Origin of the sequence: Pseudomonas sp. 06C 126, from assembly GCF_001855215.1 — a bacterium.
GTDB classification, from domain to species: domain Bacteria; phylum Pseudomonadota; class Gammaproteobacteria; order Pseudomonadales; family Pseudomonadaceae; genus Aquipseudomonas; species Aquipseudomonas proteolytica.
On record NZ_MIFU01000045.1, the window covers coordinates 115165 to 132597 of the forward strand.

The window sequence follows — 17433 nt, forward strand, 5'->3', positions numbered from 1 at the left end:
GCCCGCGATGGCGGTCTGTCAGTCACCGATGTAGTGACTGAACCACCGCTATCGCGGGCAAGTCGCACCGCCGCTCCCACATTGGTTTTACGTTGGACTTGCGACCGTATTAGAAATCCAGGCTCACCCCGACACTGACTCCCTGCTGGGTCAGGCTGTCATCCTTCCTTACGTTATAGGCGGCCCGCAACGCCAGCTCCTGGGTCAACTTGTGGCTGACCCCGAGGCTCAGGCGGTCTGAGTTGCTGCGGGGCGTGTAGCCGTCCAGCTTGAAGTCGATCCCTTGCACGCTGTTGAGCGAAATGTTCACCTTCTGGGTGTCATTCTCGAACTCATGCTCGTGAGCCACTTCGCCAAACACCTGGGTTTGCGGGGTGACCCGGTAGCTGCCTTGCAGGCCAACCCCCAGGCGTTTGGAGTCGCGCTGCTGGTCATCAAAGGTCAGCGCCGTGGAGCGGTTGCCTTTTTCCCCGTAGCCATCGACTTCGACCCGCGCATAGTCGGCGCTGATGAACGGTGACAGGTGCCAGTCGCTGCCGACCCCGGCAATGTCATAACCCACGCGGCCGCTCAAGGCCCAGAGCCAGCCGTCGGTGTCGCCTTTTTCGGAGCCTTCGCTGACGCCCAGGGCGAATTTGCGCTTGAGGCTGTCGAAGTCCAGGCGGCCACCGGTCAGCGCGGCATCGGCCCACCAGTGATTGTGCTGATACTGCGCGAATGCGCTGCCCATGTAGCTGTTGAGCTTGTAGTCCGAGTCGTTGGCGCCGGCTTCCAGGGTCTGGCGATACAAGCCAGCCGCGACGCCTACGCGCCAACTCTCGTCGAGCCGATAGCTGGTGCCGACATTCAGGTTGTAGCCACTGCCGTCGCCACTGGCCGAACTGCGTTGATCATCAAAGTCCAGGCGCTGGCCACCGCCGGCCACAATTGCGCGCCATTGGCCAACGGCCTGCCAGTTGCCATTGTCCGCTTGCCATTGGTTGCGCAGCTCATCCTGGTGGGCACGCAGGGTGCCCTGGGCCATTTCCGGCAGCAAGGTCAGCTCCCAAGGGGCGGCCAGCAGGGAATAGGCGTAGTCGGCGATCAGGCGCTGCCCGGCGACGGTGGGGTGGACCGAGTCGTTGTAGATCAGCTTGGTCGGATCCGGGTTGGTGCCGCCAATGCCGTAGACCGGGTTGGCGGTGCAACTGTTGCCACTGAAGCAGGTGCCGGTAAGGTTCTGCCCGGTCGCCAGGCCAAATCGGCCCGGGTCGGCGAAGGATTCTTGCAACAACAGTGGAATATTCAACGGGATGATCTGGGCATCGATCTGCGACAGGCGTTGTACCAATGCCTGGTTGAAAATATTACTCAGGGCGGAGGTCGCTGCCTGCTGTGGTGTGCCGTTGATGGCAGGTGTCAGGCCCAGGTCGGGTAGCATCCACACCATGATGTAGCGCGCACCGGCTTGTTGCAGGACCTGGGCGCTGTCGGCCAGGCGCCCGCCTGCCGCAACGGCGTCGCCAGGGCTGCCGATGCGCTGTTGCAGGAAGTCATTGCCGCCACCGGACAGAAAGTACAGGGCATTGGGGTCGGCGCGCCCGCCGTTTGCCGGCAGGTAGCCCTGGCGACTGCGCAACACCGTGCCCGCGCCCGCATTGCCGGGTGGGATCGCGGTGTTGGATACCGAGGTGATGGAATCCAGGATGTTGTCGGTCCGGTAACCACCGACCGCCCAGTTGTTGCCGTCAGGCAAGCCTTGCGCCGCGCGAACCGGGGAGGTGGAGGCATTCAGGTCGTTTGGCGCTACGCCCAGTTTCGAGCCCAGCAGGGTTGATGACACCAGGCCATAGTCGCCTTGGAATGTCGGACCGGTACGGTTGGTGAAGCGCAGGCTGGCGCCAGACAACCCGTCGGGGAACTGGCCGGCGTCCGCCAGGCTATCGCCGAAAACGACCATGGTTGAATAAGGTGAAGGTGCTGCAAACGCCTGCGCGCAGGCCAGTGCCAAGAGGCAGCCGGCAAGGGGCGCAACAAAATATGGTCTGAGCATACGAAATTCCATGTGATTGTTTTTGTATCGGAAGTGGAACACTAGCAATGTAGTGGGAGTTGCCTGTGAGGAAAATCGTTTTTTCCTACAAACCCTTGGTCATCGCCCCCGTATTTGCTGCTCCATATTGCACGGCCGGCGAGGCTACGTTACTGTGCGGGAACGTATGAATGAGACCCTCCCCGTGTTGATCATCAGCAAACTCTTGATGCGAGTAGTCAAGGCACACGCCCGTTGGCGTTGGCGCGCCTGAATTTTCTCTGCCGGCCCCGCCGGACCTGTACCGATTTGCCTTCTTCACCCTTTGTTCGACGCCCCTTGCCGGCTCACCCTGGCAACCGGAAAGTGCGTCTGGCAGCGGGTCACTCTCTTGGAAGGCGGTCATTCGAAATCAGTGAATTCAAGAGGTTTGAACCCACATGTTGCTGATGATTGATAACTACGACTCCTTTACCTACAACGTTGTGCAATACCTGGGCGAGCTGGGTGCCGAGGTCAAGGTGGTGCGCAACGATGAAATGACCGTGGCGCAGATTGCGGCCTTGAACCCGGAGCGCATCGTCGTTTCGCCCGGGCCGTGTACGCCGACCGAGGCGGGAATTTCCCTTGAAGCGATCAAGTATTTTGCCGGCAAGCTGCCGATTCTCGGGGTTTGCCTGGGCCACCAATCCATCGGCCAGGCGTTTGGTGGCGATGTAGTGCGTGCCCGCCAGGTAATGCACGGCAAGACCAGCCCGGTGTTTCATCGTGACCTGGGCGTGTTCCAGGGCCTGAACCTACCGGTGACGGTGACCCGCTACCACTCACTGGTGGTCAAGCGCGAAACCCTGCCCGAGTGCCTGGAACTGACGGCCTGGACCCAACTGGAAGACGGCTCGGTCGATGAGATCATGGGCCTGCGGCACAAGACACTGAATGTCGAAGGGGTGCAATTTCACCCCGAATCGATTCTGACCGAGCAGGGCTACGAGCTGTTCGCCAACTTTCTCAAGCAGAGCGGCGGCACGCGCTAAGGACTTTCCATGGATATCAAGACTGCCCTGAGCCGTATCGTCGGCCATCTGGACCTGAGCACCGCTGAAATGAGCGATGTCATGCGCGAAATCATGACCGGTCAATGCACCGATGCGCAGATTGGCGCCTTTATGATGGCCATGCGCATGAAAAGCGAGAGCATCGACGAAATCGTCGGCGCCGTCTCAGTGATGCGCGAGCTGGCGGACAAGGTCGAACTCAAGACCCTCGACGGCGTGGTCGATGTGGTCGGCACCGGCGGCGATGGTGCGAATATCTTCAACGTATCGACGGCGTCTTCCTTTGTGGTCGCGGCCGCTGGCTGCACCGTGGCCAAGCATGGCAACCGCGCGGTATCGGGCAAGAGCGGCAGTGCCGACCTGCTGGAAGCGGCAGGTATCTACCTGAACCTGACGCCGGTGCAGGTGGCGCGCTGCATCGATAACGTTGGCATCGGCTTTATGTTTGCCCAGTCCCACCATGGGGCGATGAAGCACGCCGCTGGCCCGCGCAAGGACCTGGGCCTGCGTACCCTGTTCAACATGCTTGGCCCGCTTACGAATCCGGCCGGTGTGAAACATCAGGTGGTGGGCGTGTTCAGCCAGGCGCTGTGCCGGCCTTTGGCCGAAGTCCTGCAACGCCTGGGCAGCAAGCATGTGCTGGTGGTGCATTCCAAGGATGGCCTGGACGAATTCAGCCTGGCGGCCCCGACCTTTGTGGCGGAGCTCAAGAACGACCAGGTCACTGAGTACTGGGTCGAGCCAGAAGACCTCGGTATGAAGAGCCAGAGCCTGCATGGCCTGGCGGTGGAAAGCCCGGCGGCTTCCCTGGAGTTGATTCGCGATGCCTTGGGGCGCCGCAAGACCGAAAACGGCCAGAAAGCGGCTGAGATGATTGTTCTGAATGCTGGCGCGGCACTTTACGCAGCCGATCACGCCTATAGTCTTAAAGAAGGTGTCGCCTTAGCCCACGATGCGCTGCACACGGGTCTGGCTCGCGAAAAACTCGAAGAGCTGGGAGCATTCACGGCCGTATTCAAAATGGAGAATGAAGGATGAGTGTGCCAACAGTCCTGGAAAACATCCTCGCCCGCAAAGTTGAAGAAGTCGCCGAGCGCCGCGCCCGCGTGAGCCTGGCCGAGCTGGAAGGCCTGGCGAGAAGCGCCGATGCACCGCGCGGCTTCGCCAATGCCCTGATTACCCAGGCCAAGCTCAAGCAGCCGGCGGTGATCGCAGAGATCAAAAAGGCCTCGCCGAGCAAAGGTGTGATCCGCGAGCACTTCGTGCCAGCAGAAATTGCTGCCAGTTACGAGAAGGGCGGGGCGACCTGCCTTTCCGTGCTGACTGACATCGACTATTTCCAAGGTTCCGACGCTTACCTGCAACAAGCCCGCGCCGCGTGCAAGTTACCGGTGATCCGCAAGGACTTCATGATAGACCCGTATCAGATCGTCGAAGCCCGGGCATTGGGCGCCGATTGCGTGCTGCTGATCGTTTCGGCGCTGGACGACGTGCAGATGGCCGAGCTGGCGGCTGTTGCCAAAGGCGTGGGCCTGGATGTACTGGTCGAAGTCCACGACGGTGACGAGCTGGAGCGTGCACTGAAAACCCTCGATACACGGCTGGTTGGGGTCAACAACCGCAATCTGCACACCTTTGAAGTCAACCTCGAAACCACCTTGGACTTGCTGCCACGCATTCCCCGCGACCGGCTGGTGATTACCGAGAGTGGGATCGTCAATCGTGCGGATGTGGAGCTGATGGAAATCAGCGACGTCTACTCGTTCCTGGTCGGCGAAACCTTTATGCGTGCGGAAAATCCTGGGGCTGAGTTGCAGCGCCTGTTTTTCCCGGAGCGTGGTGTGCCGGTCAGCGGTTCGACGCTGGATTGATTTGAAACGCGGTCACTGGGGGAGCTGGCCAGCTCCCACACAAGCCAGCTCCCACATTTGCTTTTGTGTTTATTCAGAGAGGTAAATGCCCGATGATCCAGCCCGTAGCGATGACCGTTGAAGCAGGCCTTGCCGCCGAGCAGGACTTGCTGGCAGCCGTCTGTGCGGGTGAGCAGTCATTCGGGCTGCTGTTCTGGCAACCCAGCGACCAGGCATTGGTGATGCCTCGCCGCCTGAGCCGCTTGCCTGCGTTTGAAGCGGCGAGCCAAGTGTCGGCCGCCCATGGTTGGCCGGTATTGCTACGGGAAACCGGCGGTGAACCGGTGCCGCAATCGAGCGCGACGGTCAATATCGCTCTGGTCTACGCACCGCCGCGCAGTGAAGGCGACCAGGGCCGGATTGAAACCGGGTACTTGCGTCTGTGCCAACCTATCTGCGATTTGCTGACTGAGTTGGGGGGCGATGCTTCTGTAGGCGAAATCGACGGCGCCTTTTGCGATGGCCGCTATAACGTCAATCTCGACGGACGCAAGATGGTCGGTACTGCCCAGCGTTGGCGCCAGAGTGGTGGGCGCCCGGTGGGCCTGGTGCATGGCGCACTGTTGCTGGATAACCATCGCGAAGAACTGATTGCTGCGGTCAATCGCTTCAACCAGGCGTGTGGCCTGGAGCAACGGGTTCGTGCCGACAGCCATATCGCCCTGCATGAAGCCTTTGCTGCGCCGGATGCGGTCAGCCGCCTCGACGCTTTATACCGGCAGATGCTGGCGCAGGTCTTTGCGCCCTAGCGGGTGCCGAACACCACCATCGTCTTGCCTTTGACGTGAACCAGGTTGCGCTCTTCCAGATCCTTGAGCACCCGACCGACCATCTCCCGCGAGCAACCGACGATGCGCCCGATCTCTTGGCGCGTAACCTTGATCTGCATTCCGTCAGGATGAGTCATGGCATCTGGCTGCTTGCACAGCTCCAGCAGGCAGCGGGCGACGCGCCCTGTGACATCGAAGAATGCCAGATCGCCGACTTTGCGTGTGGTGTTGCGTAATCGCTGGGCAATCTGGCCGCTCAGGGCGTAGAGAATTTCCGGATCCTGTTGGGCCAGCTCGCGAAATTTTGCGTAGCTGATTTCCGCGACCTCACACTCGATCTTGGCTCTCACCCAGGCGCTACGTTCCTGTTCTTTGCCGGCTTGCTCAAACAGCCCCAGTTCGCCGAAAAAATCACCGGTGTTGAGGTAGGCGATGATCATTTCACGGCCGTCTTCATCCTCGATCAGGATCGTGACCGAACCTTTGATAATGAAGAAGAGGGTTTCCGAGCGTTCCCCGGCGCAGATGATGTTCTGTTTCGCCGGATAGCGTCGCCGCTGACAATGAGTCAGTAGCTTGTCGAGGTTCTTGATCTTGGGTATGGGGGTAATAGCAACCATGGTTGTATCCCGAAAAGACTGCACGGTGTGGTTGGACTTGTATTTTTTATCGAGCGAGGTCCATCCAATGGATGGCAATGCGCCATTGATTTGGCGCCAGCTTAACAGACACATTCTGACTCGATCAGGGAATTTATCTATCAAGGCCTACTGTTAAGCGCATTGCGGTAGAAGACTGCGCTCGCGGGGGCCTGTGATAAGCTGGCGCCCCTTTTTTAGCAGTGGAGTCTGGGCGATGAAGGCACGCATCCAATGGGCGGGCGAAGCCATGTTCCTCGGTGAGTCGGGCAGTGGCCATGTGGTGGTCATGGATGGCCCGCCGGAGGCCGGTGGTCGCAATCTGGGGGTACGGCCCATGGAAATGCTCCTGCTAGGCGTGGGCGGCTGCAGTAATTTTGATGTGGTCAGCATCCTGAAGAAGTCGCGCCAGGCGGTGGAAAGCTGCGAAGCCTTTCTGGAGGCCGAGCGCGCCACTGAAGATCCAAAGGTGTTTACCAAGATCCATATGCATTTTGTGGTCAAGGGGCGCGCGCTGAAGGAGGCGCAGGTCAAGCGGGCTATCGAGCTGTCGGCGCAGAAGTACTGTTCGGCCTCGATCATGCTTGGCGCGGCCGGAGTGGCCATTACTCATGATTACGAGATCATTGAGCTGGGTTGACCTTTTGTAGGAGCGAGCTTGCTCGCGAAGAACGCCAGCGACAGCGGGTTTAGTCAGGCTGCCCGCGGTGCTCTTGAGTTTTTCGCGAGCAAGCTCGCTCCTACAATGTTCGTGCGAGGTTTAAATGCGGTAAGTGCTTTTGGTCATGACCTTGGCCATCAGGCTCATGCCAAACCTTACCGGCGCCGGGAAGCGGAATCCGCCGGCATCCAACGCGCTTTCGGCGTGGTGCTCTTCGTCGATACGCATCTGCTCAAGAATCGCCCGGGATTTTTCGTCCTCGGCCGGCAGTTGTTCCAGATGCTCATCCAGGTGCTTGCACACCTGATGTTCGGTCGCCGCGACAAAACCCAGGCTGACCTTGTCGCTGATCAATCCCGCAGCGGCCCCGATACCAAACGACAAACCGTAAAACAGTGGGTTCAGCACGCTGGGGTGGCTGCCCAACTGGCGGATGCGCTGTTCACACCAGGCCAAGTGGTCGATTTCTTCCTCGGCCGCATGCTCCATGGCTGCGCGTACTTGCGGCAGCTTGGCGGTCAGGGCTTGGCCCTGGTACAGCGCCTGGGCGCAGACTTCACCGGTATGGTTGATACGCATCAGGCCGGCGACATGACGGGTGTCCGTCTCGCTCATTTGCGCTTCGGGTTGCACGATGGCGGGTGATGGGCGATACGGCTGGCCGCTGAAGGGTAGCAGCGTGCGCATGGCCGTATCGGCTTGCAGCAGCAGTCGGTCAATCGGCGAGTAGTGACGTTGGGTAGTCATGCTGACCTCCGGGAAAAATCTCGGCGCCCAGTTTACCGCAAGAAAGGGGCGTGCGTTTGCGCTGGGTCATGCTTCTTGTAGGGGGGGCGGCTTGCTGGCGATGAGGCTCCTGAGGGTTACGGTGCTCTGGAAGGCGACATCGCCGGCGAGCCGGGTCCTACAATAGGGTTTCAGCCCGGTGGCCAGTTCATCTGGCGTTGACCCAATACATGCATATGAATGTGATAGACGGTCTGACCGCCATCTTCATTGCAGTTCATGACCACGCGAAAACCTTTTTCACAGCCTTGTTCCACGGCCAGGCGCTGGGCGGTGTACAGGATGTGTCCAGCCAGGCCTTTATCTTCTTCCGTCAGGTCGTTGAGGGTGCGGATCGGCTTTTTCGGAATCACCAGGAAATGCACGGGGGCCATTGGCGCAATATCGTGGAAGGCCAGGACCTGGTCATCCTCGTAGATAATCCTCGCGGGTATTTCTCTGTTGATGATCTTGGTGAACAGAGTATCCACAGCTGTTTCTCCATTATGAAAGTGCAGGGTGAGTGTACTCAGCAGTTCAACGCGGGCAATAGGCCTTGTTGATGGCGCCGGCAATCTTGCGGGTCAACCAGCGTGGGCTCAAGCGCGGGCTGAACGCCAGCCAGCGATTACGGCGCCCGGGAATAATGATCGCTTTGTTCTTTGCCAGGGCGCGAACGGTGTGCAGCGCCACCTCTTCCGGGCTCATCAACGCCAAGCGGTCCAGCTTGGCGGTGTCCATCTGTGCGGTACCGAAGAACGCGGTGCGTGTCGGGCCGGGGCAAAGTACTGAAACCTTGATGCCGCAGCTCTTCAGCTCTTCGCGCAGGCCTTCGGAGAAGTGCAGCACATAGGCTTTGCTGGCGTAATAGGTGCTCATCCATGGACCCGGCTGGAAGGCTGCGACCGACGCGACGTTGAGAATCTGCCCGCCACCCTGCAGGGCCATGGAGTTACCCAGTGCGTGGCACAGACGAGTCAGGGCCAGGACGTTGACTTCGATCAGGTCCTGCTCGGTCATCCAATCCTGGGCCAGGAATGGCCCGCTGGTGCCGATGCCGGCGCAGTTGACCAGCAAGTCGATCTGTCGCTCGCCTTCTTCCAGCTCCAGCAGGAACCCGGACAGGCGCAACGGTTCGCCCAGGTCGCAGGCACGGAACAGCACCTCGACGCCAAAGCGTTGGGTCAGTTCTATGGCAATACTTTCCAACTGATCACGCTGGCGGGCCACCAGAATCAAGCTGCGGCCGCGACGGGCCAGTGCTTCGGCCAAGGCCAGGCCGATGCCGCTGGAGGCACCGGTGATCAGAGCGTAACGGGTCATGCGTTTCTCCATCGCAACGCCACCGCGCCTGCGACAGATGCGTCACAGGCGCGGGGCGTTTCTTCATTCTTCCGGAGAGTCTACAGGTTCGGCCGCATCGTCAGCACTTTGCGCGTCTTCTTCACCGGCGATGACGCTCTGGTCCGCGTCTTCATCGGTGGTCATGGAGCTGCTTTCATAGCCGCTGTCCACGCTGCTTTCGAGCTGGTCCAGGTAACCGCTCATGGCGAGCATCACCATAGCGGCGAAGATCAATGGGAGCAGCGCTAGCCACAGGGTGGCCAGGACCTTCACCGCCGTCGAGTTGCGTGGCGGTGGCGCACCATATTGGTTGGCGCCCGCATTGCCTGGCAGCACGATCAGCAGGATCGGGAAAATGCTGCCTACGATCGGTACGAGGTTCAGGAACCATAACCAGCCGGACCAGCCCAGGTCATGCAGGCGCTGTACGGTGATCTGGACACTGATCCACACAGACGCCACGAGTACGACGAAGCCAAGCAGCGAGCCAATGATGATTGCGGCGGTGGGGGAGGCTGCGGCAATACCCAGGCCCACGGTGAACAGGGCACCCACGATGGCGAACATCGCCAGGCTCAGCACCAGGGTCCAGGCCAGGAAGCGCAGGCGCCCGATACGGCCGTTGACGGTAAACACCTTGAGGGTGGAAAACTCGGGAAGGTTATCCCCGACAGCTGCGCGCGGCGGTGCGTATGGCGAAGCAGCCGCGCTTGAGACGTCAGGGCGGGCGGAGTCAGTCTCGTGAGTTTCAGCCAGGCTGAAGGCCACGGGTTGTTCGGCTTCGATGCGTGCATCAATCCCGGTGTTTTTCAGGGCCGTCAGGTAGGTTTCGGCATCGGGGTGAGACAGGTCGCGCTTCAGGGCGACCGGACGACCGGTGAAAAGCTTTTCGATCGCTTCAACGTCGCTTTTGAACAGTTCGGCCAGGTTCAGCTTGGCGGTGGTGCTTTCGACACCCGGGAGCAGGGCTCCATCAAACACAATCTTGAAACGGTTGTCGCTCATGCGGGCATCCTTGTCACTTTCCAGGAGGTAGGTAATGCAGGCCTGCTTCAATCGGCAGGCCTGGGGGGTGTGTCAGCGTGGCCAGCGCAATTGTGCCGCTTGCTCACGCGCCTTGCGGTATTCGGCATCGAGACGGGCAACCAGTTCATCGACGCTGGGTAAGTCGTCAATTTCACCGACGCCCTGGCCGGCGGACCATACAGTCTTCCAAGCCTTTGCCTCGTCGCTGAGAGGCTTGAGCTTGGAGCCGAAGTTGACTTCACCTTTGCCTTGCAGGGCGGCGAGGTCGAAGCCGGCGTTTTCCAGGCTTTGTCGCATAAAACTGGCAGGCACGCCGGATACCGCCGGAGTGTGCACGATATCGGCTGCGCGGGATGTGAGCAGCATCTCTTTATAGGCATCGGGGGCGTGGCTTTCAGTGGTGCCGATAAAGCGGGTACCGAAATACGCGAGATCAGCACCGAGCAATTGCGCGGCGAGAATCTCGTGCCCATGGTTCAAGCAGCCGGCCAGTAGCAGGGTCTTGTCGAAAAACTGGCGGATTTCGGCGATCAGCGAGAATGGACTCCAGGTGCCCGCGTGACCACCAGCCCCTGCGGCTACGGCGATCAGCCCGTCGACCCCGGCCTCGGCGGCTTTCTCGGCATGGCGTCGGGTGGTGACGTCGTGGAACACCAGGCCGCCGTAACTGTGTACGGCGTCTACCAACTCCTTGACCGCACCCAGGCTGGTGATAACGATCGGCACCTTGTGCTCGACGCAGATCGCCAGGTCAGCCTCAAGGCGCGGGTTGCTGTTGTGCACGATCAGGTTGACCGCGTAAGGCGCGGGATTGTCCAGTAGCGCCAGGCCCGCTTCGATTTCTTCCAGCCAGGCCTTGAACCCGCTGCTCTCGCGCTGGTTGAGTGCCGGGAAGCTCCCGACCACGCCATTGCGACAGCACGCCAGGACTAGTTGCGGGTTGGAAATCAGGAACATCGGCGCAGCCACCACGGGCAGGCGCAGACGTTGTTCAAGCAAAGCGGGCAGCGACATTGGAAGTACCCCGGTTTAGGTGCGGCTGATTAGAGTTAGAACGGCTTTACGACGACCAAAATTACAATAGCCAGCAATATCAGAACCGGCACTTCATTGAACCAGCGATAAAAGACATGGCTGCGGGTGTTTTCGCCACGGGCGAAACGTTTTACCTGGGCGCCACACATGTGGTGGTAACCGATCAGGATTACTACCAGGGTCAGCTTGGCGTGCATCCATCCACCCTGGCTGAATACACTTGGGTTAAGGCTGATCAACCAGATGCCGAATACCAGGGTGGCGATCATCGCTGGCAGCATGATGCCCTTGTACAGCTTGCGCTCCATCAGGCTGAAACGCTCCTGACTGACGGCATCCTGGCTTTGTGCGTGATAGACGAACAGGCGCGGCAGGTAAAACAGCCCGGCAAACCAGCAGACAATGCTGACGATATGAAAGGCTTTGAGCCATAGATAAAGCATTTTTAGTTATTCCCAGGTTCACGGTGACTGGAGATAGTAGAGGTTAGAGTGCGCGCACGTCACGTTGACGGTTGTCGCAGAACGATACGACCCCTATTATCGACGGCTTTCCAGTGGGTTCGTTGAGGGCAGGTTTATGGTCAAGGTCGGTATCGTCGGCGGCACGGGTTACACCGGTGTCGAATTGCTGCGTCTGTTGGCTCAGCATCCGCAAGCTGAGGTGGTGGTCATCACCTCCCGATCCGAGGCTGGCCTGGCCGTTGCCGATATGTATCCGAACCTGCGCGGCCATTACGATGGCCTGGCGTTCAGCGTTCCGGACATCAAGACCCTGGGTGCCTGCGACGTCGTGTTCTTCGCCACACCACATGGGGTTGCCCATGCCTTGGCGGGTGAGTTGCTGGCGGCCGGGACCAAGGTCATCGACCTCTCGGCGGACTTCCGCCTGCAGGATGCCGATGAGTGGGCCAAGTGGTACGGCCAGCCCCACGGTGCTCCGGAGCTGCTTGAGGAGGCGGTGTATGGTTTGCCTGAGGTCAATCGCGAGCAGATCAGCAAGGCGCGCCTGATTGCCGTGCCAGGTTGCTATCCGACGGCGACCCAGTTGGGCTTCCTGCCACTGCTCGAAGCCGGTCTGGCGGATGCTTCGCGCCTGATTGCCGACTGCAAGTCGGGCGTCAGCGGCGCTGGTCGTGGTGCGGCCGTAGGCTCCTTGTACGCCGAGACCTCGGAAAGCATGAAAGCGTATGCCGTAAAAGGGCATCGCCACTTGCCGGAAATTCGCCAAGGCCTGCGTCGGGCTGCCGGCAGTGACGTCGGTCTGACGTTCGTGCCGCACCTGACCCCGATGATCCGTGGGATTCACTCGACGCTGTATGCAACCGTCAAGGATCGCTCGGTGGACCTGCAGGCACTGTTTGAAAAACGCTATGCCAATGAACCGTTCGTCGATGTGATGCCAGCTGGCAGCCACCCGGAAACTCGTAGCGTGCGCGGCGCCAACGTATGCCGGATCGCCGTGCATCGTCCGCAGGACGGCGACCTGGTCGTGGTGCTGTCGGTCATTGATAACCTGGTCAAAGGCGCGTCGGGCCAGGCTGTGCAGAACTTGAACATCTTGTTCGGCCTCGATGAGAAGCTCGGTTTGTCCCATGCCGGCATGCTGCCTTAAAGCGTCGGCTGCTGTGCAAAAGGCCCGTTGATCGGGCCTTTTGCGTTTTTAAGGGCGGCTACGCAGATTGATATACCGTAACAATAGTTGACCGCTTTTCTAGGAGAAGCGGATAATGGCCGCCATCACGCATATGGCGGCGCTACGCCGGGAGATTATCAGCATGAGCGTTGAATCCTTCACCCCCACGGCTTTGCAATTCACCCACGGTGCTGCGCACAAGGTGAAGAGCCTGGTCGATGAAGAGGGTAATGATCGCTTGAAGCTGCGCGTATTCGTTACGGGCGGCGGTTGTTCAGGGTTTCAGTACGGCTTTACCTTCGATGAAGATGTGGCCGATGACGACACCATCGTCGAGCGCGAGGGCGTAAGCCTGGTCGTGGATCCGATGAGCTTCCAGTACTTGGCAGGTGCCGAGGTTGATTACCAGGAAGGTTTGGAAGGCTCGCGCTTTGTGATCAAAAACCCGAATGCCACCACGACTTGTGGTTGCGGTTCGTCGTTCTCGATCTGATCGATAGCGGATAGGCAAAACGCCGTTTGGCTCTTATGGGGCCAAGCGGCGTTTTGCTATCTGCGTGTCAGGCTGGGTAGATCGCGCCAAGTACGCGAAGGCCGCGGGCGCCGGTAACGCTTGGACGGTTGGCGGCGATGCCTTCAAGGCTGCAATGGGCCAGCCAGGCGAAGGCCATGGCCTCAACCCAGTCGGGATCGACGCCGTGGGTGGCGGTGCTGCTGACGCGAGTGGCCGGCAGCAAGGCTGCGATACGGTTCATCAGCGTCGTGTTATGGGCGCCACCACCACATACCAGCAGGGTTTCGGTTTGCGGCTGTGCGGTTTTCAGCGATTCGACGATGGTCTGCGCTGTCAGCTCCAGCAGCGTGGCCTGGACATCCTGCGCATTGAATGATGGCAGTCGACCGAGGTGGTGTTCCAGCCATGGCAGGTTGAAGACTTCGCGCCCCGTGCTTTTCGGGCCCTTTGTCAGGAAGAAAGGGTCGCTGAGCAGCGCGGCCAGCAGTTGTGGTTCGATCTTTCCTGTGGACGCCCATTGGCCGTCACGGTCAAAGCTATCGCCCCTTTGCTGGTGAATCCAGGCATCCAGCAGGACATTGCCCGGGCCGCAATCAAAGCCAGCTACCGGTTTACCAGTCTCGATCAGGCTCAGATTGCTGAAGCCGCCGACGTTCAGTACTGCGCGGTTGCCGGCAGCCTCGCCAAACAACGCTTCGTGAAAGGCTGGCACCAGCGGCGCACCCTGGCCGCCGGCGGCCACATCGCGGCTACGAAAGTCACTGACCACGGTGATTCCGGTCAGCTCAGTCAGTAGTGCGGGGTTGCCGATCTGTACGGTAAAACCGCGGGCGGGCTCGTGGCGAATGGTTTGCCCGTGGCTGCCAATTGCGCGGATGTCGTGGTGAGTGAGCTGCTGTTGCTCCAGCAAGGCATGAATGCCATGGGCGGCGAGTGTTACCCAGTTTTGCTGGGCAATCGCCGAGCGGGCAATCTCGTCCGGGCCGCTGGCGCAAAGACCCAGCAGCTCCGCCCGCAGCGTTTCAGGCATGGGAATGTAATGGGTGGCGATCAGTTTGACCGCCGTGTCCTGCTCGATCAGCGCAATGTCCAGGCCATCGAGGCTGGTCCCGGACATGACACCTATATAGAGCGCCATCGCTTAACGCTTCGCCGAAGCCAGCATGGTGGCGCGTTCCTGGTCCATACGTGCCATCAGCGGTTGGCTTTGCTGAAGGAAGCGCGCGCGCTCGGCCTTGGCGATCGGGTCGGCCATCGGCAGCTTCTGGCCCAGTGGGTCGACGTGCACGCCGTTGACCTGGAACTCATAGTGCAAGTGCGGCCCGGTGGACAGGCCGGTGGTACCGATATAGCCAATCACCTGGCCTTGCTTGACGTTGCCGCCGGTTTTCACGCCTTTGGCAAAGCCTTGCATGTGGCCGTAAAGCGTACGGTAGCTGTTGCCGTGCTGGATGATCACGGTGTTGCCGTAGCCGCCGCGGCGCCCGGCCAGCAGCACCTTGCCATCGCCGGCAGCCTTGATCGGCGTGCCGCGCGGTGCGGCATAGTCGACACCTTTGTGGGCGCGGATTTTGTTCAGAATTGGATGCTTGCGGCCCATGGAAAAACGCGAGCTAATACGGGCGAAGTCAACAGGAGTACGGATGAAGGCCTTGCGCATGCTATTGCCATCGGCGGTGTAGTAGCTGCTGTTGCCTTGTTTGTTGGTGTAACGCACGGCGGTGTAGGTCTTGCCGCGATTGGTAAAGCGCGCCGACAGGATATTGCCGGTGCCGACGACCTTGCCGTTGGCCACCTTTTGCTCGTAGATCACGTCGAATTCGTCACCCTGGCGAATATCCTGAGCGAAGTCGATGTCGTAGCCAAACACGCTGGCCATATCCATGGTCATGCTATGGGACAGGCCTGCGCGTGCCGCCGACTGGGACAGCGAGCTGTTGATCACGCCATGGATGTAGGCAGAGCGCATCACCGGCTTGGTGGTTACGCGATTGAAGGCAAATCCCTTGGCGCCCTTGGTCAAGGTGATGCTTTCAAGATCGCTGAGATTGGTGTGCAGGGTGGTCAGTTGACCTTCTGGGCTCAGCTCGAACTCAAGTTTCTGGCCGCGCTTGAGCTGGGTGAATTGCTTGGCTTGCTTATCGCTGGCCAACACATCGTTAACGGTCGCGGCTGGAAGGCCAACTTTTTCGAACAGCGTCGACAGCGTGTCGCCTTTGGCCACGATCACTTCGCGATGCTCGGGGCCCTTTGCTACCTGGGGTACAGGAGCTGCCTGGGCGGTTGTCTTGGTGTCATCCGCGCTGTCTTCAATCTGTGCAAATGGCGACTCGACGCTCGCGGTTGTGGCTTGTTGCGCGTCAGAAGCGTCTTGATCTTGTGTCAGTTGTTCAATCGGGCTCTCCAAGTCAAGGCTCAGAGTCGTTCGTTTGGCTTCTACGTCACTGGAAGGGAATACCAGGAGTGCCAGGCTGAGAAGGGCGGCGATACCACTTGCTGCGAGCAGGTGGGTCTTCGGGTAAAGCGGCGGCGCTTTAGACGGTTCAGTGGTCATAGGTAATTTTGACTTTGAAAAGATGAAATGGAAAAGATGAATGACATGATGAAGATGAAATAACTGTATAAAATATAACCAAATCATCTGTGGTGCAAGCTTGCGAATGCCGGGCTCGCCGAATGGTGCTCGTTTGCAGGGCAAAACTTGTAATTAGTCCCTGATCTTGTATGGTTGGTTCCCTTTGAATCTGAGCCTTGCGGGTCTGTTATGAAGTCGGTTGAAGAGCAGCTAGCGCTGATCAAACGTGGTGCGGAAGAACTGTTGGTCGAGGCCGAGCTGATCGAAAAGCTCAAGCGTGGCCAACCCCTGCGTATTAAGGCTGGCTTTGATCCGACAGCGCCGGATCTGCACTTGGGTCACACCGTGCTTATTAATAAGCTGCGCCAGTTCCAGGAGCTGGGGCATCAGGTGATCTTCCTTATAGGTGATTTCACCGGGATGATCGGTGACCCGAGCGGTAAGAGTGCCACACGCCCGCCGCTGACCCGCGAGCAGGTTTTGGACAATGCCGAGACCTACAAGACCCAGGTCTTCAAGATTCTCGATCCGGCCAAGACCGAGGTGGCGTTCAACTCCACGTGGATGGATCAGATGGGGCCGGCGGACTTCATTCGCCTGACATCCCAGTACACCGTTGCGCGGATGCTTGAGCGCGATGACTTCGATAAGCGCTACTCCACCAACCAGCCTATCGCTATTCATGAGTTCCTGTACCCGCTGGTTCAGGGGTATGACTCGGTGGCCCTGCGTGCGGATGTCGAGTTGGGTGGTACCGACCAGAAGTTCAACCTGTTGATGGGGCGCGAGCTGCAGCGCGCGTATGGCCAGGAAGCTCAGTGCATTCTGACCATGCCATTGCTGGAAGGGCTGGATGGCGTGAAGAAAATGTCCAAGTCTTTGGGCAACTATGTCGGCATCCAGGAGGCGCCGGGGGTGATGTATGGCAAGCTGGTTTCTATCCCGGATGCGCTGATGTGGCGTTACTTCGAGCTGTTGAGCTTCCGCTCCATGGATGAGATCAACGCATTGCGTGCCGACGTTGAGGCTGGTGCGAACCCGCGGGACGTCAAGATCAAGCTGGCGGAAGAGATTGTTGCGCGCTTCCATGGTGAAGGGGCTGCGGCCAGCGCTCACCGTGCTGCGGGCAATCGCATGAAGGATGGCGAGCTGCCGGATGATCTGCCGGAGATCGAGTTGACTGCCACCGAGGCGATGCCGATTGCCGCTGTGCTTAATAAGGCGGGCCTGGTGAAGAACTCGGCAGTGGCGCGCGACCTCCTGGGGTCTGGCGGTGTGCGTATAGATGGTGAGGTTGTCGATCGCACCTTTATATACGAGCTGGGCGCGACCCACGTCTGTCAGGCCGGTAAGAAGGCATTTGCGCGTATTACGCTTAAATCCGAATAAACCTGGAATTAACGGTTGACGGCGAATTATATCTGTCTATAATTCGCCCCACTTCCGGCGCAGTCGAAACGGAAAACTCCTTGGTAAACAATGAGTTATGCGAGA

The 17433-nt window shown here is 59.5% G+C and carries 18 protein-coding genes; 8 read left to right on the top strand and 10 right to left on the bottom strand.

The annotated features are described in order from the left end of the window. Positions 1-109: 109 nt before the first annotated feature. Positions 110-2032, bottom strand: a complete 1923-nt coding sequence (estP, locus tag BHC62_RS06460) for an esterase EstP (protein ID WP_070994522.1) — start codon at positions 2030-2032, stop codon at positions 110-112. A gap of 419 nt (positions 2033-2451) precedes the next feature. Here estP and BHC62_RS06465 point away from each other — a divergent pair, with 419 nt between their 5' ends. The 4 genes from BHC62_RS06465 to BHC62_RS06480 all read left to right on the top strand — a co-directional run bounded on the left by BHC62_RS06465 (position 2452) and on the right by BHC62_RS06480 (position 5725). Further along, positions 2452-3045 carry an aminodeoxychorismate/anthranilate synthase component II gene (locus BHC62_RS06465; RefSeq protein ID WP_029296765.1) on the top strand — a complete coding sequence of 198 codons (594 nt, stop codon included), beginning with the start codon at positions 2452-2454 and terminating at the stop codon, positions 3043-3045. Positions 3046-3054: 9 nt separating this feature from the next. Next, positions 3055-4104, top strand: coding sequence for an anthranilate phosphoribosyltransferase (gene trpD, locus BHC62_RS06470; protein WP_029296763.1), 1050 nt, complete (start codon positions 3055-3057; stop codon positions 4102-4104). After that, positions 4101-4937: an indole-3-glycerol phosphate synthase TrpC gene (gene trpC, locus BHC62_RS06475; protein ID WP_029296761.1), complete on the top strand. Its 837-nt coding sequence runs from the start codon at positions 4101-4103 to the stop codon at positions 4935-4937. Before trpD ends, trpC begins: the two co-directional genes overlap by 4 nt. 92 nt (positions 4938-5029) lie before the next feature. Continuing rightward, positions 5030-5725, top strand: a complete 696-nt coding sequence (locus tag BHC62_RS06480; RefSeq protein ID WP_070994523.1) for a lipoate--protein ligase family protein — start codon at positions 5030-5032, stop codon at positions 5723-5725. Here the strand turns inward: BHC62_RS06480 and crp are convergent. After that, the gene (gene crp, locus BHC62_RS06485; RefSeq protein ID WP_029296757.1) at positions 5722-6366 is read right to left on the bottom strand and encodes a cAMP-activated global transcriptional regulator CRP; all 645 of its coding nucleotides are present in this window, start codon (positions 6364-6366) and stop codon (positions 5722-5724) included. The genes BHC62_RS06480 and crp overlap by 4 nt on opposite strands. A gap of 235 nt (positions 6367-6601) precedes the next feature. On the opposite strand from crp, the gene BHC62_RS06490 reads away from it, so the two are divergent. Beyond that, entirely contained in the window at positions 6602-7024 is a 423-nt protein-coding gene (locus tag BHC62_RS06490; protein ID WP_029296755.1) for an OsmC family protein, read from the top strand. Between the two features lie 120 nt (positions 7025-7144). On the opposite strand, the gene coq7 is transcribed toward BHC62_RS06490, so the two are convergent. The 6 genes from coq7 to hemJ form a co-directional block, all read right to left on the bottom strand. Further along, a complete protein-coding gene (gene coq7 / locus BHC62_RS06495; RefSeq protein ID WP_029296753.1) occupies positions 7145-7792 on the bottom strand; it encodes a 2-polyprenyl-3-methyl-6-methoxy-1,4-benzoquinone monooxygenase in 648 nt (215 codons plus the stop codon). A gap of 170 nt (positions 7793-7962) precedes the next feature. Next, positions 7963-8301: a histidine triad nucleotide-binding protein gene (locus BHC62_RS06500; protein WP_029296751.1), complete on the bottom strand. Its 339-nt coding sequence runs from the start codon at positions 8299-8301 to the stop codon at positions 7963-7965. Positions 8302-8347: 46 nt separating this feature from the next. After that, a complete protein-coding gene (locus tag BHC62_RS06505; protein ID WP_029296749.1) occupies positions 8348-9133 on the bottom strand; it encodes an SDR family oxidoreductase in 786 nt (261 codons plus the stop codon). Between the two features lie 63 nt (positions 9134-9196). Further along, positions 9197-10159 carry a DUF805 domain-containing protein gene (locus BHC62_RS06510; protein WP_070994529.1) on the bottom strand — a complete coding sequence of 321 codons (963 nt, stop codon included), beginning with the start codon at positions 10157-10159 and terminating at the stop codon, positions 9197-9199. Between the two features lie 72 nt (positions 10160-10231). Further along, positions 10232-11194, bottom strand: coding sequence for a nitronate monooxygenase family protein (locus BHC62_RS06515; RefSeq protein ID WP_029296746.1), 963 nt, complete (start codon positions 11192-11194; stop codon positions 10232-10234). A 35-nt stretch (positions 11195-11229) separates the two neighbouring features. Then, the gene (gene hemJ, locus BHC62_RS06520) at positions 11230-11658 is read right to left on the bottom strand and encodes a protoporphyrinogen oxidase HemJ (RefSeq protein WP_029296744.1); all 429 of its coding nucleotides are present in this window, start codon (positions 11656-11658) and stop codon (positions 11230-11232) included. Between the two features lie 136 nt (positions 11659-11794). Here hemJ and argC point away from each other — a divergent pair, with 136 nt between their 5' ends. Together argC and erpA are read left to right on the top strand one after the other, a co-directional pair. Next, positions 11795-12829 carry an N-acetyl-gamma-glutamyl-phosphate reductase gene (gene argC / locus BHC62_RS06525; protein ID WP_070994524.1) on the top strand — a complete coding sequence of 345 codons (1035 nt, stop codon included), beginning with the start codon at positions 11795-11797 and terminating at the stop codon, positions 12827-12829. Positions 12830-12992: 163 nt separating this feature from the next. Next, positions 12993-13343 carry an iron-sulfur cluster insertion protein ErpA gene (gene erpA / locus BHC62_RS06530; RefSeq protein ID WP_003176443.1) on the top strand — a complete coding sequence of 117 codons (351 nt, stop codon included), beginning with the start codon at positions 12993-12995 and terminating at the stop codon, positions 13341-13343. Between the two features lie 67 nt (positions 13344-13410). On the opposite strand, the gene BHC62_RS06535 is transcribed toward erpA, so the two are convergent. Both BHC62_RS06535 and BHC62_RS06540 read right to left on the bottom strand, forming a co-directional pair. After that, the gene (locus BHC62_RS06535; protein WP_070994525.1) at positions 13411-14502 is read right to left on the bottom strand and encodes an anhydro-N-acetylmuramic acid kinase; all 1092 of its coding nucleotides are present in this window, start codon (positions 14500-14502) and stop codon (positions 13411-13413) included. A gap of 3 nt (positions 14503-14505) precedes the next feature. Continuing rightward, complete coding sequence (locus BHC62_RS06540; RefSeq protein WP_029296733.1) at positions 14506-15918, bottom strand: peptidoglycan DD-metalloendopeptidase family protein; 1413 nt, start codon at positions 15916-15918, stop codon at positions 14506-14508. A gap of 210 nt (positions 15919-16128) precedes the next feature. Here BHC62_RS06540 and tyrS point away from each other — a divergent pair, with 210 nt between their 5' ends. Then, positions 16129-17328 carry a tyrosine--tRNA ligase gene (gene tyrS, locus BHC62_RS06545; RefSeq protein ID WP_070994526.1) on the top strand — a complete coding sequence of 400 codons (1200 nt, stop codon included), beginning with the start codon at positions 16129-16131 and terminating at the stop codon, positions 17326-17328. Positions 17329-17433: the final 105 nt, after the last annotated feature.

Coding starts and splice junctions, on each gene's coding strand:
- estP (WP_070994522.1), bottom strand. CDS start 2,032: ATGCTCAGACCATATTTTGTTGCGCCCCTTGCCGGCTGCCTCTTGGCA.
- BHC62_RS06465 (WP_029296765.1), top strand. CDS start 2,452: ATGTTGCTGATGATTGATAACTACGACTCCTTTACCTACAACGTTGTG.
- trpD (WP_029296763.1), top strand. CDS start 3,055: ATGGATATCAAGACTGCCCTGAGCCGTATCGTCGGCCATCTGGACCTG.
- trpC (WP_029296761.1), top strand. CDS start 4,101: ATGAGTGTGCCAACAGTCCTGGAAAACATCCTCGCCCGCAAAGTTGAA.
- BHC62_RS06480 (WP_070994523.1), top strand. CDS start 5,030: ATGATCCAGCCCGTAGCGATGACCGTTGAAGCAGGCCTTGCCGCCGAG.
- crp (WP_029296757.1), bottom strand. CDS start 6,366: ATGGTTGCTATTACCCCCATACCCAAGATCAAGAACCTCGACAAGCTA.
- BHC62_RS06490 (WP_029296755.1), top strand. CDS start 6,602: ATGAAGGCACGCATCCAATGGGCGGGCGAAGCCATGTTCCTCGGTGAG.
- coq7 (WP_029296753.1), bottom strand. CDS start 7,792: ATGACTACCCAACGTCACTACTCGCCGATTGACCGACTGCTGCTGCAA.
- BHC62_RS06505 (WP_029296749.1), bottom strand. CDS start 9,133: ATGACCCGTTACGCTCTGATCACCGGTGCCTCCAGCGGCATCGGCCTG.
- BHC62_RS06510 (WP_070994529.1), bottom strand. CDS start 10,159: ATGAGCGACAACCGTTTCAAGATTGTGTTTGATGGAGCCCTGCTCCCG.
- BHC62_RS06515 (WP_029296746.1), bottom strand. CDS start 11,194: ATGTCGCTGCCCGCTTTGCTTGAACAACGTCTGCGCCTGCCCGTGGTG.
- hemJ (WP_029296744.1), bottom strand. CDS start 11,658: ATGCTTTATCTATGGCTCAAAGCCTTTCATATCGTCAGCATTGTCTGC.
- argC (WP_070994524.1), top strand. CDS start 11,795: ATGGTCAAGGTCGGTATCGTCGGCGGCACGGGTTACACCGGTGTCGAA.
- erpA (WP_003176443.1), top strand. CDS start 12,993: ATGAGCGTTGAATCCTTCACCCCCACGGCTTTGCAATTCACCCACGGT.
- BHC62_RS06535 (WP_070994525.1), bottom strand. CDS start 14,502: ATGGCGCTCTATATAGGTGTCATGTCCGGGACCAGCCTCGATGGCCTG.
- BHC62_RS06540 (WP_029296733.1), bottom strand. CDS start 15,918: ATGACCACTGAACCGTCTAAAGCGCCGCCGCTTTACCCGAAGACCCAC.
- tyrS (WP_070994526.1), top strand. CDS start 16,129: ATGAAGTCGGTTGAAGAGCAGCTAGCGCTGATCAAACGTGGTGCGGAA.